The organism is Heyndrickxia ginsengihumi, from assembly GCF_011008565.1.
GTDB classification, from domain to species: domain Bacteria; phylum Bacillota; class Bacilli; order Bacillales; family Bacillaceae_C; genus Weizmannia; species Weizmannia ginsengihumi.
Window position 1 is genome coordinate 83,009 of the sequence record NZ_JAAIWK010000007.1, and the last position, 14,760, is coordinate 97,768.

11 protein-coding genes are annotated in these 14,760 nt (G+C 35.6%); all 11 read left to right on the plus strand.

The window, feature by feature from the left end; translation table 11 throughout:
• The first annotated feature begins 134 nt into the window (after window positions 1-134).
• The 11 genes from rpsB (at window position 135) to rimP (ending at window position 14,757) form a co-directional block, all read left to right on the plus strand.
• Window positions 135-860, plus strand: coding sequence for a 30S ribosomal protein S2 (rpsB, locus tag G4D61_RS06640; RefSeq protein WP_025727876.1), 726 nt, complete (start codon window positions 135-137; stop codon window positions 858-860).
• A 189-nt stretch (window positions 861-1,049) separates the two neighbouring features.
• Window positions 1,050-1,934, plus strand: a complete 885-nt coding sequence (gene tsf, locus G4D61_RS06645; protein WP_163173551.1) for a translation elongation factor Ts — start codon at window positions 1,050-1,052, stop codon at window positions 1,932-1,934.
• A gap of 81 nt (window positions 1,935-2,015) precedes the next feature.
• On the plus strand, window positions 2,016-2,747 hold the full coding sequence (gene pyrH / locus G4D61_RS06650) for a UMP kinase (protein ID WP_025727874.1): 732 nt from the start codon (window positions 2,016-2,018) through the stop codon (window positions 2,745-2,747).
• A complete protein-coding gene (gene frr / locus G4D61_RS06655) occupies window positions 2,740-3,297 on the plus strand; it encodes a ribosome recycling factor (protein WP_025727873.1) in 558 nt (185 codons plus the stop codon). Before pyrH ends, frr begins: the two co-directional genes overlap by 8 nt.
• Window positions 3,298-3,671: 374 nt before the next feature.
• A complete protein-coding gene (gene uppS, locus G4D61_RS06660) occupies window positions 3,672-4,475 on the plus strand; it encodes an undecaprenyl pyrophosphate synthase (RefSeq protein WP_025727872.1) in 804 nt (267 codons plus the stop codon).
• The gene (locus G4D61_RS06665) at window positions 4,472-5,260 is read left to right on the plus strand and encodes a phosphatidate cytidylyltransferase (RefSeq protein ID WP_025727871.1); all 789 of its coding nucleotides are present in this window, start codon (window positions 4,472-4,474) and stop codon (window positions 5,258-5,260) included. Before uppS ends, G4D61_RS06665 begins: the two co-directional genes overlap by 4 nt.
• 30 nt (window positions 5,261-5,290) lie before the next feature.
• Window positions 5,291-6,436 (plus strand): 1-deoxy-D-xylulose-5-phosphate reductoisomerase, encoded by a 1,146-nt coding sequence (gene dxr / locus G4D61_RS06670; RefSeq protein ID WP_163173553.1) that lies wholly within the window; start codon window positions 5,291-5,293, stop codon window positions 6,434-6,436.
• An 18-nt stretch (window positions 6,437-6,454) separates the two neighbouring features.
• Complete coding sequence (rseP, locus tag G4D61_RS06675) at window positions 6,455-7,714, plus strand: RIP metalloprotease RseP (RefSeq protein ID WP_025727869.1); 1,260 nt, start codon at window positions 6,455-6,457, stop codon at window positions 7,712-7,714.
• A 137-nt stretch (window positions 7,715-7,851) separates the two neighbouring features.
• Window positions 7,852-9,558, plus strand: a complete 1,707-nt coding sequence (locus G4D61_RS06680; protein ID WP_163173555.1) for a proline--tRNA ligase — start codon at window positions 7,852-7,854, stop codon at window positions 9,556-9,558.
• Between the two features lie 161 nt (window positions 9,559-9,719).
• Window positions 9,720-14,045: a PolC-type DNA polymerase III gene (locus G4D61_RS06685; RefSeq protein WP_163173557.1), complete on the plus strand. Its 4,326-nt coding sequence runs from the start codon at window positions 9,720-9,722 to the stop codon at window positions 14,043-14,045.
• A 244-nt stretch (window positions 14,046-14,289) separates the two neighbouring features.
• The gene (gene rimP / locus G4D61_RS06690) at window positions 14,290-14,757 is read left to right on the plus strand and encodes a ribosome maturation factor RimP (RefSeq protein ID WP_025727866.1); all 468 of its coding nucleotides are present in this window, start codon (window positions 14,290-14,292) and stop codon (window positions 14,755-14,757) included.
• The last annotated feature ends 3 nt before the right edge of the window (window positions 14,758-14,760 follow it).

Below are 14,760 nucleotides of genomic sequence, written 5' to 3' on the forward strand. Positions count from 1 at the left end.
TTTTTTATGGTATATTAATTGCTGGTGTTATTACACACGCTTTATGATTTGAATGGAAGGTGCTCCATTATCAATAGGAGTCCCATTTAAAAATGATTAGAGCGGAGGAATTTAAAACCATAGGAGGAAATAAAATGTCAGTTATTTCAATGAAACAATTACTTGAAGCTGGTGTACATTTCGGACACCAAACACGCCGTTGGAATCCAAAAATGAAAAAATATATTTTCACGGAACGTAACGGTATTTATATTATCGATCTTCAAAAAACGGTTAAAAAAGTAGAAGATGCTTATAATTTTGTAAAAGAATTAGCAGCAAACGGTGGAAATGTTTTATTCGTAGGTACGAAAAAACAAGCACAAGAGTCTGTTAAAGAAGAAGCAGAACGTTCAGGCATGTACTATGTTAATCATCGTTGGTTAGGTGGTACATTAACAAACTTCGAAACAATTCAAAAACGAATTGACCGTTTAAAACAAATCGAAAAGATGGAAGAAGACGGTACATTTGAAGTACTTCCTAAAAAAGAAGTTGTTCAATTGAAAAAAGAACATGAACGTTTAGTTAAATTCCTTGGTGGAATTAAAGATATGAAAGGTCTTCCAGATGCGTTATTCATCGTTGACCCTCGTAAAGAACGTATTGCTGTTGCAGAAGCTAGAAAATTAAACATTCCGATCGTTGGTATTGTTGATACTAACTGTGATCCAGATGAAATTGACTATGTTATCCCTGCAAACGATGATGCAATTCGTGCCGTTAAACTTTTAACTGGAAAAATGGCAGATGCAATCATGGAAGCTAAGCAAGGTGAAGATGAAGTTGTAGCTGAAAGCGAAACAACTGTTGAAGCTTAATGTTACTTCTAAGCGAGCATTATAGTAGCCGCTCTTATCTATACATGTAATCAGCAAAAAGGTGATAAGAAGGTTTCGTCCTTATCACCTTTTTTTAAAGATTAGGCTTTGTTAAAATACTTTTCTTTTTGTATTTTTCGGGGTTGAAGATTAAGACTACACATAGAGGTAATTAAGGAGGAATCATTCATGGCAGTAACTGCACAAATGGTTAAAGAACTTCGTGAAAAAACTGGTGCTGGAATGATGGATTGTAAAAAAGCACTAACAGAAACAAATGGCGATATGGAAAAAGCAATCGATTTCCTACGTGAAAAAGGGATTGCTAAAGCTGCTAAAAAGGCTGACCGTGTTGCTGCTGAAGGTACTACATATGTACTAAGTGAAGGTAATGATGCAGTTATTTTGGAAGTTAACGCTGAAACAGACTTCGTTGCAAAAAACGAAAACTTCCAAACATTAGTAAAAGAAATTGCTCAACATTTATTGAAAAATAAACCTGCAACTGTAGAAGAAGCGTTAGACCAAAAAATGGAAAATGGTTCAACAGTAAATGAGTACATTACTGCTGCTATTTCCAAAATTGGTGAAAAAATTACACTTCGTCGTTTTGCGCTTAAAACAAAAACAGATAATGGTGCTTTTGGTGAATATTTACACATGGGCGGACGTATTGGCGTATTAACAGTACTTGAAGGTATTACAGATGCTTCTGTTGCAAAAGATGTTGCCCTTCATGTTGCGGCACTGAATCCTAAATACGTTTCTCGTGATCAAGTTTCTCAATCTGAGGTTGAACATGAACGTCAAGTATTAACACAACAAGCATTAAACGAAGGAAAACCAGAAAAAATCGTTGCTAAAATGGTTGAAGGTCGTCTTGGAAAATACTTCGAAGAAATTTGTGTTGTTGATCAAGCGTTTGTTAAAAATCCAGATCAAAAAGTTGGCAAATTTGTTGAATCTCATAACGCTAAAATCGTTGATTTCGTTCGTTATGAAGTTGGTGAAGGAATCGAAAAACGACAAGATAATTTTGCTGAAGAAGTTATGAGCCAAGTTAAGAAAAACTAATGACATTTTAGGAGGGGGACACAACGTGTTCCCTCTTTTTCAAGAAAAATTTACATAAGAAAAATTAATTGGAGGTTCACAATGAGCACCCCAAAATATAAACGAGTTGTATTAAAACTAAGTGGTGAAGCGTTAGCTGGAGAGGCTGGTTTTGGCATCAATCCACCAATTATCCATTCTGTTGCAAATCAGGTTAAAGAAATTGCTGAATTAGGTGTCGAAGTTGCTGTTGTTGTTGGCGGTGGAAATATTTGGCGTGGAAAAATCGGCAGTGAAATGGGTATGGATCGTGCTACAGCTGATTATATGGGTATGTTAGCAACAGTGATGAATTCTTTAGCACTACAGGATAGCCTTGAGCAAAATGGAATTGAAACGCGCGTTCAAACATCAATTGATATGCGACAAATTGCTGAACCGTATATTCGCCGTCGTGCTATTCGACATTTAGAAAAGAAACGTGTTGTTATTTTTGCAGCTGGTACTGGAAATCCATATTTCTCAACTGATACGACTGCAGCTCTACGTGCAGCAGAAATTGAAGCAGATGTAATTTTAATGGCGAAAAATAATGTTGACGGTGTATATTCCGCTGATCCGAAGTTAGACGAAACAGCTGTGAAATATGACGAATTATCATTCCTAGACGTTATTAAAGATGGATTAGCTGTAATGGATTCTACAGCTTCCTCATTGTGTATGGATAATAATATACCATTGATTGTATTCTCTATTATGGAAGAAGGAAATATAAAACGTGTTGTGATGGGAGAATCCATCGGCACAATCGTAAGGGGGAAGAAAAATGACTAAAGAAGTAATTAATGTAGCAAAAGAAAAAATGTCTAAAGCCATTCAAGCTTTCTCACGTGAACTAGCTTCCATTCGTGCAGGTCGTGCTAGTGCCTCTTTACTTGATAAAATTACGATTGACTACTATGGAGCACCGACTCCGATTAACCAATTAGCTTCTGTATCTGTACCTGAAGCACGTCTATTAGTTGTTCAGCCTTATGATAAAACTATTGTAGGCGAAATTGAAAAAGCAATATTAAAATCTGATCTTGGCATTACTCCAAATAGTGATGGAACAGTGATTAGATTAGCAATCCCTGCATTAACGGAAGAAAGAAGAAAAGAGCTTGTAAAAGTTGTGAAAAAAGATGCAGAAGAAGCAAAAGTGGCTGTCCGTAACATACGCCGTGATGCGAATGATGACTTGAAAAAATTAGAGAAAAACGGCGAAATCACTGAAGATGAGCTTCGTAATTTCTCTGATAATGTACAAAAAGTTACGGATGAACATATTTCAAAAATTGATGAAATGTCAAAAACAAAAGAAAAAGAAATTATGGAAGTATAAGAGTAAGCGAAAACCAAAATAGGATAGTTCGATCATAGAAGGTTTATTTACCTTCTATTTTTTTTGAATAAAGATTCGTATGAATAGCATTACTGACAAAATAACTGATTTTGCGATAAATCGACAAACTTCTAATTTATAAGTCAATTTCCGTTAGAATTTAATGAATAAAAATAGTACTATTTTTAAAACAAAACAGCTTTCTGTAATATGACTACACAAAACTCCTATAATTCTCTATAATAAAGATTGGCATAAAAAATAAAGGAACATAAAGAGAGAGCGGATTTTTTGTCGTTTGTTTCGACAAAACAAACGACGTATCAGCATATAAATTTATATATGCTTAATGGATTCCATTTGGAGGGCCAATAATGCTTAATAAGATGAAATTATGGAAAGCTTTTAATAAAGAAGGTTTAAATAAAAATGAATGTTTAAGTGAACAATTTAATGATTCACAAATTCCACACCATGTTGCCATTATTATGGATGGAAATGGACGTTGGGCCAAACAGCGTCATTTACCACGCATAGCTGGACATCATGAAGGGATGAAAGTTGTTCGTAAAATTGCAACGCTAGCTAGTAGGCTCGGGGTTAAAGTCTTAACATTATATGCATTTTCAACAGAAAATTGGAAAAGACCTAAGCATGAAGTTGAATATTTAATGAAACTGCCTGAGGAATTTTTAGGATCCTTTCTTCCAGAGTTGCAAGCTCATAACATTAGAGTGGAAATGATGGGGCATAAAGAACAGATTCCATCGTATACGCAAAGAGCTATAAGTAAAGCGATGGAAGAGACGAAAGATAACGATGGATTGGTTTTAAATTTTGCTCTAAATTATGGGAGCAGAGACGAAATTATGTGGGCAGTAAGAAATATCGTGAAAGATGCAAAAAATGGTATAATTAACGAAGATGATGTTACTGAAAATGTATTTAGTCAATATTTGATGACAAAGGACTACAAAGACCCAGATCTAATGATACGTACGAGCGGTGAATTACGTTTAAGTAATTTTATGTTATGGCAGCTTGCCTATACAGAATTTATATTTACAGATGTTTTATGGCCGGATTTTAGCGAGGAAGATTTTTTAAATGCGTTGAATGAGTATCAAAATCGTTCTAGAAGATTCGGCGGTTTGAAAAGTGAGGAGCAGAATGAATGAAGCAAAGAATTCTTACCGCAGTAATTGCTGCAGCAATTTTTATTCCATTTGTTATTTATGGTAAAATTCCTTTTATATTAGTAACATATTTAATGGCAACCATTGCGCTATATGAACTGTTGAAAATGGGAAAACAATCTATTTTTTCTATTCAAGGTGTCTTGTCAGTCCTGCTGCTATGGGTGGTTTTATGGCCAGACAAATATATTCATGCAATTGAGCGTTTTGGATTTGAAAAACTTGAATACATATTTGTCATTACACTGCTATATTTAAGTTACTCTGTACTTACGAAAAATGCATTTACTTTTGAAAAAATTGGTTTTCATGTTATTTCCTCTCTATATGTTGGGATGGGATTCCACTACTTTATTGAGGTAAGATCAATAGGACTTACTTATGTCTTTTATGCCTTGTTAATTATTTGGGCAACAGATTCTGGAGCCTATTTCGTAGGACGTGCATTAGGGAAAAATAAGCTGTGGCCTGAAATTAGCCCGAATAAAACAGTTGAGGGTGCACTAGGAGGCATCATTTGTGCATTAATTGTTGCGATTTTGTTTTCCGTGTTTTCGAACATGGATCTATCAACCATTAAGCTGTTAGTAATGGCTGTCCTATTATCAATCTTTGGGCAAATTGGTGATTTAGCAGAATCAGCATATAAAAGACATTTTGGTGTAAAAGATTCAGGTAATATATTACCTGGTCACGGCGGTATATTAGATCGTTTTGATAGCTTATTATTTGTCCTACCGCTTTTATATTTTTTCAATCAATTATAGAGATAATTGATTTATTTAGGAGTGTTAACAGTGAAATTCATTAGTTTATTAGGTGCAACTGGTTCGATTGGGACACAGACATTAGATGTAATCAGAGATCATCCCGATTTATTTCGTTTAGTTGCGTTCTCAGTTGGAAAAAATATAAATCTGGCAAGAAAAATTATTCAGGAATTTAACCCAGAACTTGTATCCGTTGAATTAAAGGATGACTACGAAACGTTAAAAAATGAATTTGGACATTCTATTCAATTTACTTATGGTCAAGCAGGCTTAATAGATGTAGCTGTTTATAAGAAGTCGACGTTGCTAGTAAACGCTGTTTTAGGCAGTGTTGGCTTATTGCCAACATTACAAGCAATTCAGGCTGAAAAAACAGTTGCTCTTGCGAATAAAGAAACATTGGTTACTGCGGGACATCTTGTGATGGAATTAGCAAAACGGTATCGAGTCGATGTTCTACCGATTGATAGTGAACATTCTGCTATATTTCAATGCTTGCAAGGTGAACAAATGTCAGAAATTAAAAGATTAATTATTACTGCTTCCGGGGGCAGCTTTAGAGACTTAACAAGGGATCAATTGCAAAATGTGACAGTTAAAGACGCTCTGAATCATCCAAATTGGTCGATGGGAGCAAAAATTACAATAGATTCAGCTACAATGATGAATAAAGGATTAGAAGTGATTGAAGCTCACTGGTTATTTAATCTTCCGTACGAGCATATTGATACAGTATTACATCGTGAAAGCATTATTCATTCAATGGTTGAGTTTCAAGATAGTAGTGTAAAAGCGCAGCTTGGAACGCCTGATATGAGAATCCCAATTCAGTATGCGCTATGTTATCCAAATAGAGTCGCGCTGTCCAATACAAAATCGCTAGACCTCACTGAAATTGGACAATTACATTTTCAGAAAATGGATCAAGAGCGATATGTTTGTTTAAAGCTCGCATATGAAGCGGGGAAAATTGGAGGCTCAATGCCGACGGTTTTAAACGCAGCAAACGAAGCAGCAGTAGCCGCATTTTTAAATGAAAAAATTTCGTTTTTACAAATTGATCAGTTGATTGAAAAGGCACTTGAAAGGCATAATGTAATTAAGCATCCTGATTTAGAATCAATTAAGGCTATTGATTCAGAAACTAGGGAGTACGTAAACTCACTAATTTAAAAAAAGGTGGTTATTTATTTGACAACAGTGATAGCCTTTATCATCATATTTGGTTCTCTTGTTATATTTCATGAAGCTGGACATTTCTTTGTAGCTAAAAGAGCAGGTATACTATGCCGAGAATTTGCGATTGGGTTCGGTCCGAAGATCCTTTCATTTAAGAAAAATGAAACACAGTATACAGTCAGACTTTTGCCGCTTGGTGGTTATGTCAGAATGGCTGGCGAAGACCCAGAGATGACTGAACTAAAGCCTGGACAGCGTGTTGGCTTAATCTTAAATTCTAATGAAGAAGTAGAAAAGATTATTGTTAATGGGAAAGATCGCTATCCTAATATTCGTATGATTGAAATAGAGTCAACTGATTTAGAAAGAAAACTTTTTATCAGAGGCTATGAAGATAGTGATGATGAAACACCGCAAACTTTCAAAGTGAAGAGAAATGCTGTATTTGTTGAAAACAATACAGAAACGCAAATTGCTCCATGGGATCGTCAATTTGCATCTAAATCTTTAGGAAAACGTGCATTAACAATATTTGCTGGTCCATTAATGAATTTTGTCTTAGCAATCATTGCTTTTACGCTATTTGCGGTGATTGAGGGTGTACCTGTTTCTGATCCGGTATTAGGAACTGTTGTGAAAGATGGAGCTGCAGCTCAAGCGGGGCTTCAAAAGGGAGATATGGTAATTAGTATTGACGGTTCTGAGATTTCAACATGGAATGATATTGTTGAGGTCATTCAAAAACATCCCGATGAAAAAATTGTTTTTACCGTTGAAAGAAATAATAAAACATTAGAAATTCCTGTAACACCTAAAAAGGTGAAAGTAGATAATAAGGAGATTGGAAGGATTGGGGTCAATAGCCCTGTTGATCATTCTCCGATAAAAGTAGCAACATACGGTGTCGTCCAAACATATCAATGGACGATTGAAATACTCCGTTTGTTAGGTCATATTATTACTGGTGGTTTTTCAATTGATATGTTATCGGGACCTGCCGGCATTTATAAATCAACTGAGACGGTAGCTAAATCAGGTATATTAAATTTATTTAAATGGGCAGGATTATTAAGTATTAACATTGGTATTATGAATTTATTACCACTGCCTGCACTTGATGGTGGCAGATTGTTATTTTTCGGTATTGAAGCATTGAGAGGTAAACCAATTGATCGTCAAAAGGAAAGTGTCGTTCATTTTATTGGTTTTGCATTATTAATGCTATTAATGATTATCGTAACATGGAATGATATTCAAAGATTTTTCTTGTAATTCTCTGCATGTTACAGTTAAGGCAATTAGTTTATAAACTAATTGCCTTTAACTAAGTTTAAACTTTAAGTGAAAAGTTTAATGAAACAAATTAAAATATCATTACAGAAAATAAAAGTGAATATAGGAGTGCTAACATGAAACAAAGTAAGTTTTTTATTCCAACTTTAAGAGATGTTCCATCGGATGCAGAAATCAAAAGTCATCAATTATTATTGCGTGCAGGTTACATCCGCCAGTATGCGAGTGGGGTTTATGCATATTTACCACTAGCACGTAAAGTACTACATAATATTGAGAAAATTATTCGTGAAGAGATGGAGGCGGCTGATTCTTCTGAACTTTTAATGTCTGCGTTGCAGCCAGCAGAATTATGGCAGGAGTCGGGCCGCTGGTATTCGTACGGACCTGAATTAATGCGTTTAACAGATCGTCATAATCGTGAATTCGCATTAGGTGCAACACATGAAGAAATTATTACAAGTATTGTTCGAAATGAAATTAAATCATACAAACGTTTGCCATTATCACTTTACCAAATTCAAACGAAATTCCGTGATGAAAAAAGACCTCGTTTTGGTTTATTAAGAGGCCGTGAATTTATTATGAAGGACGCGTATTCGTTCCATTCAAGTAAGGAAAGCTTAGATGAAGCATACGATAAGATGTATAAAGCCTATTCAAATATTTTTTCTCGATGTGGTCTCGATTTCCGTGCTGTATTAGCAGATTCTGGGGCAATCGGTGGAAAAGATACTCAAGAATTTATGGTTCTATCTGAAATTGGTGAGGATACAATTGCTTATTCTGATCAATCTGACTACGCTGCAAATATTGAAATGGCAGAAGTTATAAACCATTATACGAAATCTGATGAACCTGCATTAGAACTTCAAAAAGTAGAAACAATTAATCAAAAATCAATTGAAGATGTATCAGCATTCTTAAATGTTAGTGCAGATAAATGTATTAAGACGCTAGTATTTAAAGTTGATGATGATTATGTTGTTGTGCTAGTTCGTGGCGACCATGAAGTAAATGAAGTGAAAGTGAAAAATTTATTAGGTGCAACATTGGTTGATTTAGCTGATCAAGAAGAGACAAAACGTCTTCTTGGCTGTGAAATCGGATCTCTAGGACCAATTGGTGTTTCCGAAAATATAAAAGTGATAGCTGACTATGCCGTACAGTATATTGTAAATGGTGTATGCGGCGCAAATGAAAAAGACTATCACTATGTGAATGTCAACCCAGAACGAGATTTTCGCGTTGATCAGTACGGTGATCTTCGCAATATTCAAGAGGGAGATCCTTCACCAGATGGCAAAGGTACAATTCATTTTGCCCGTGGGATTGAAGTAGGGCATATATTTAAACTTGGAACAAAATACAGTGAAGCTATGCATGCAACATATTTGGATGAGAATGGCAGAGAACAGTTTATGATTATGGGTTGCTACGGAATTGGTGTTTCAAGAACATTAACAGCGATTTGTGAACAGCATAATGATGATAGAGGTATCATTTGGCCTGTTGATATTGCACCATTCCATATTCACTTAGTGCCAATTAATTTGAAAGATGAACAGCAAATGGAGTTAACTTCAAAGTTATACAAAGAACTACAAACAAACTACAGTGTGTTGCTTGATGACCGAAACGAAAGACCGGGTGTAAAATTTGCAGATTCCGATCTTATTGGACTTCCAATTCGAATCACAGTAGGTAAAAAAGCATCAGAAGGAATTGTTGAAATAAAAGTCCGAAAAACAGGCGAAGTGCTTGAAGCACCTGTAGCTGAATTAGAGGAAACAATTAAAGATCTATTGGGAAAACTAGCTTAAATTGATGTGTGAATGGGATGGCATCGACAACAAGTCGATGTCATCTCTATTTCTGTGATCCAGTTGGTAAATTCTTTTAGTTCGAAACCATTGAATACAAACTTGTATTTTTTTATGATAGTAAGTGATTAAATAAAAATTTTAGGATGGGAGAGGTAATGATGGATCAACATCCCGCCGAAAAAAAAGAACGATTTCAAATATTGTTACAACAACTTAAATTAACAGATGATACGATATACGACTATTTTAAAAATGCAGAAATTGAAAAGTTAGTAGTTGAAAGACAATCAAAACGTTGGCATTTCTATTTTATGTTTGAAAACATACTGCCTTACCAAGTTTTTGTAAGATTTACGAATCAACTTAAGCATAGTTTTCAGCAAATAGCGAACGTACATTATTCGATTCGTACACTTCAATCATCTTTTGAGCCACAACTTGTCATGGATTACTGGAATCATTGTTTACAGGAAATAGATGGTATGTCACCAATGTTGTATTCATTGCTAGCCAATCAGCTTCCAACAATGAATGGCAATAAAATCATTGTCCAAGGCAGAAATGATACAGAAGCACGTACGCTTCAAAAAAAATATGGTGAACTTATTACGGGTTATTATGAAAATATTGGGTTTCCTTCATTTATCTTTGAAGCTACGATTGGTGAAAATGAATCCTCAGATGAATATTTGAAATTTGTAGAAGCGAAACAAAAAGAAGATGAAGAAAGAGCAAAACAAGCAGTGATCGAAATGCAAAAGAGCCAACATGAAGACCAACAAACAGATGTGGTCGATGAAGGTCCTCTTATGATTGGTTATAAAATTCCAGATGATGATCAGTTTAGAAGTTTAATAGATATCGTCGATGAAGAAAGAAGAATTTCGATTGAAGGGTACGTGTTTGATGCAGAAACGAAAGAACTTCGTAGCGGCCGTACGTTATTGACATTTAAAATCACCGACTATACAAGTTCTATTCTTGTTAAAATGTTTTCACGGGATAAAGAAGATGCAACACAATTTCAACGCGTAAAAAAGGGGATGTGGCTGCGCGCAAGAGGCAGTATTCAAAACGATACTTTTGTACGCGATCTTGTCATGATTGCCAACGATCTGTGCGAAGTAAAGCCACAGCTTAGAAAAGATTTAGCTCCTGAAGATGAGAAGCGTGTTGAACTGCATTTGCATACACCAATGAGTCAAATGGATGCTGTTTCTTCTGTCAGTGATCTCGTATCGCAGGCAAAAAAATGGGGGCATAAGGCAATTGCCATTACAGATCATGCAGTAGCGCAAAGTTTTCCAGAGGCTTATAGTGCTGGACAAAAGAATGATATAAAAATCATATATGGACTTGAAGTCAACCTAGTAGATGACGGTGTGCCAATTGCTTATAACGATGCTCATATTTTGTTAGAGGATGCAACCTATGTCGTCTTTGACGTTGAAACAACAGGTTTATCTGCTGTTTACGATACGATTATTGAATTAGCGGCAGTAAAAATAAAAAATGGTGAGGTAATCGAAACATTTGAGAGATTTGCTAATCCTCACCATCCGCTTTCAAATACAACAATCGAACTTACAGGTATTACAGATGATATGGTGAAAGATGCACCAGATATTTCAGTCGTATTAAAGGAATACAATGAATGGATAGGAGATGCTATTTTAGTAGCTCATAATGCATCATTTGATGTTGGCTTTTTTAATGTGGGCTTGCAAAAAATAGGACTCCCAAAATCTACAAATCCAGTTATTGATACGCTTGAACTAGGTAGATTTCTATACCCAAATTTCAAAAACTATCGTTTAAATACTTTAGCAAAAAAATTCAATGTAGAATTAACACAGCACCATAGGGCGATTTATGATACAGAAGCAACAGGACACATTTTTCTGAAAATGCTTGGAGATGCGATTAAAGAAAAAAATATTCAGTACCATGATCAGCTAAACGACTATATGGGTGAAGGAGGAGCTTTTAAACGGGCGCGACCTTCACACTGTACATTACTTGTTAAAAACCAAGAAGGACTGAAAAATTTATTTAAATTAATCTCGGTATCTCATATTGATTATTATTATCGTGTGCCAAGAATTCCGCGCTCACAATTACAAAAATATCGTGATGGAATATTAGTTGGCTCTGGCTGTGATAAAGGCGAAGTGTTCGAAGGAATGATGCAAAAAGACCCAGCAGAAGTAGAAGAAATGGCGCGCTTTTATGATTATCTCGAAGTTCATCCAAAAGAAGTATATGCGCCATTAATTGAGCAAGAGCTAATTCGTGACGAACAGGCGTTAGAAGAGATTATTACAAAAATTGTTAATCTTGGTGATAAATTAAACTTGCCTGTTGCTGCGACTGGAAATGTCCATTATTTACATCCTGAGGATAAAATTTATCGGAAAATCTTGATTGGATCTCAAGGTGGTGCGAACCCATTAAATCGCCATCAGCTGCCGGATGTTCATTTCCGTACAACGAATGAAATGTTAGATAGTTTTCAGTTTTTAGGCGAGGAAAAGGCAAAAGAAATCGTTGTAGAAAATACGAATAAAATTGCTGATTTAATTGAAGACGTTAAACCAATTAAAGATGATTTATACACACCTAAAATTGAAGGTGCAGAGGAAGAAATTAGAGAACAAAGCTATACAATGGCCAAAAAAATATATGGCGATCCATTGCCGGAAATTGTGGAAGCAAGACTAGAAAAAGAATTGAAAAGTATTATTGGACACGGATTTGCCGTTATCTATTTAATCGCCCATAAACTTGTAAAAAAATCATTGGACGATGGCTACCTCGTTGGATCGCGTGGATCGGTTGGATCTTCTTTAGTCGCGACTATGACTGAAATTACTGAAGTAAATCCGCTTCCGCCGCATTATGTTTGCCCAGTTTGTAAGCATGCGGAATTTTTTGATGATGGTTCAGTTGGCTCTGGCTTTGATTTACCAGATAAAAATTGTGTAAATTGTGGCACGCCATATAAAAAAGATGGACATGATATCCCATTTGAAACATTTTTAGGGTTTAAGGGAGATAAAGTTCCTGATATTGACTTGAATTTCTCTGGAGACTATCAACCACGCGCCCACAATTATACGAAAGTATTGTTTGGTGAAGATTATGTGTATCGTGCAGGAACTATTGGTACTGTAGCTGAAAAAACGGCTTACGGCTATGTAAAAGGATATGCACAAGATCACAATTTAAACATACGCGGTGCAGAAGTTGATCGATTAGTTAAAGGATGTACTGGTGTTAAAAGAACAACAGGGCAGCACCCCGGCGGTATTATTGTAGTACCAGACTATATGGATATTTTTGACTTCACACCGATTCAATATCCCGCAGATGATACGGGATCAGAGTGGAGAACGACACATTTTGATTTCCACTCAATTCATGATAATATTTTGAAACTTGATATTCTTGGACACGATGATCCGACCGTCATTCGTATGCTCCAAGATTTAAGCGGAATTGATCCTAAAACGATTCCAACAGATGATCCAGAAGTAATGAAAATTTTTAGTGGAACAGAATCATTAGGCGTTACAGAAGAACAAATTATGTGTAAAACAGGTACGTTAGGTATTCCTGAGTTTGGTACAAAATTTGTTCGCCAGATGCTTGAAGATACGAAGCCAACCACCTTCTCTGAACTTGTGCAAATTTCAGGTTTATCACATGGCACAGACGTATGGTTAGGGAATGCACAAGAACTTATTCAAAATGGTATTTGTACATTGCCGGACGTTATAGGCTGTCGTGATGATATAATGGTTTATTTAATCTATCAAGGTTTAGAGCCATCACTCGCCTTTAAAATTATGGAATCCGTCCGTAAAGGTAAAGGGTTGCAGCCAGAAATGGAAGAAGAGATGGTGAAAAATAATGTACCGAGCTGGTATATTGATTCATGTAAAAAAATCAAATACATGTTTCCAAAAGCCCATGCTGCAGCATATGTTTTAATGGCTGTACGGATTGCCTATTTTAAAGTGCACCACCCATTATTATATTATGCTACCTATTTTACAGTGCGGGCGGAAGATTTTGATTTAGATGCGATGATCCGTGGGGCAGTATCAATCAAAGCGCGCATTGATGAAATTAATGGGAAAGGCTTAGATGCATCTACGAAAGAAAAGAGTTTATTAACTGTTCTTGAACTCGCACTTGAAATGTGTGCACGCGGCTTCCATTTTCAAAAAATTGATCTATACCGTTCGGAGGCAGATCGTTTTGTAATTGAAGGGAATTCCTTAATTCCACCATTTAATGCCATACCAGGACTTGGTACAAATGCCGCTAAAAATATTGTTCAAGCGCGTAAAGATGGAGAATTCTTGTCAAAAGAAGACTTACAGCGTCGCGGCAAAGTTTCAAAAACCATTATGGAATACTTGGATCAACATGGCTGTTTAGAGGCATTACCTGAACAAAACCAATTATCGCTATTTTAATAATCGGTATAGCGGTAACTCATTAAATGAACGTTCTAACGCAATAGATAATCAACTTTCACAAGTTATGACTATTGGAAACATATTGTTATGAACGATGTCTCCGTTTTTCCTATTATTTGCATTATTTTGTTGGTTATGGTATATTTTTATTGGAAATACTATTGATAAACTCTCGTGTAAAAGAGTGGGGCATACCCACTCTTTCGTGTTTTTAATTCGGAATTTTTTTCAGGAGGTCATGATGAGTAAAGTTACAGAAGTGGTGGAAGAACTTGTTTCACCAATTGTTCAAGACCTACAACTTGAACTCGTTGATATTGAATATGTTAAAGAAGGAAAGAATTGGTTCCTTCGTATTTATATCGATAAGGAAGATGGAATTGACATTGATGAGTGTGGAGTCGTAAGTGAACGATTAAGTGAACGACTTGATGAACTTGATCCAATTCCTCATAATTATTTCCTAGAAGTCTCTTCACCTGGAGCAGAACGCCCGCTTAAAAAGGAAAAAGACTTTGCGAGAGCTATTGGCAGATCGGTGCATATTAAAACGTATGAAACGATCGATGGTGAAAAAGACTTTGAAGGTAAGCTATTATCATTTGATGGTGAAACATTACACATAGAAATAAAAGTGAAAACAAGAAAAAAAGAATTGCAAATACCATATGAAAAAGTTGCGAAAGCACGTTTGGCAATAGAATTTTAATAA

What these genes read in the sequence shown, in the direction of transcription:
- tsf (WP_163173551.1), top strand. Translation starts at nt 1,050, where the DNA reads ATGGCAGTAACTGCACAAATGGTTAAAGAACTTCGTGAAAAAACTGGT.
- frr (WP_025727873.1), top strand. Translation starts at nt 2,740, where the DNA reads ATGACTAAAGAAGTAATTAATGTAGCAAAAGAAAAAATGTCTAAAGCC.
- pyrH (WP_025727874.1), top strand. Translation starts at nt 2,016, where the DNA reads ATGAGCACCCCAAAATATAAACGAGTTGTATTAAAACTAAGTGGTGAA.
- G4D61_RS06680 (WP_163173555.1), top strand. Translation starts at nt 7,852, where the DNA reads ATGAAACAAAGTAAGTTTTTTATTCCAACTTTAAGAGATGTTCCATCG.
- G4D61_RS06665 (WP_025727871.1), top strand. Translation starts at nt 4,472, where the DNA reads ATGAAGCAAAGAATTCTTACCGCAGTAATTGCTGCAGCAATTTTTATT.
- rimP (WP_025727866.1), top strand. Translation starts at nt 14,290, where the DNA reads ATGAGTAAAGTTACAGAAGTGGTGGAAGAACTTGTTTCACCAATTGTT.
- G4D61_RS06685 (WP_163173557.1), top strand. Translation starts at nt 9,720, where the DNA reads ATGGATCAACATCCCGCCGAAAAAAAAGAACGATTTCAAATATTGTTA.
- uppS (WP_025727872.1), top strand. Translation starts at nt 3,672, where the DNA reads ATGCTTAATAAGATGAAATTATGGAAAGCTTTTAATAAAGAAGGTTTA.
- rpsB (WP_025727876.1), top strand. Translation starts at nt 135, where the DNA reads ATGTCAGTTATTTCAATGAAACAATTACTTGAAGCTGGTGTACATTTC.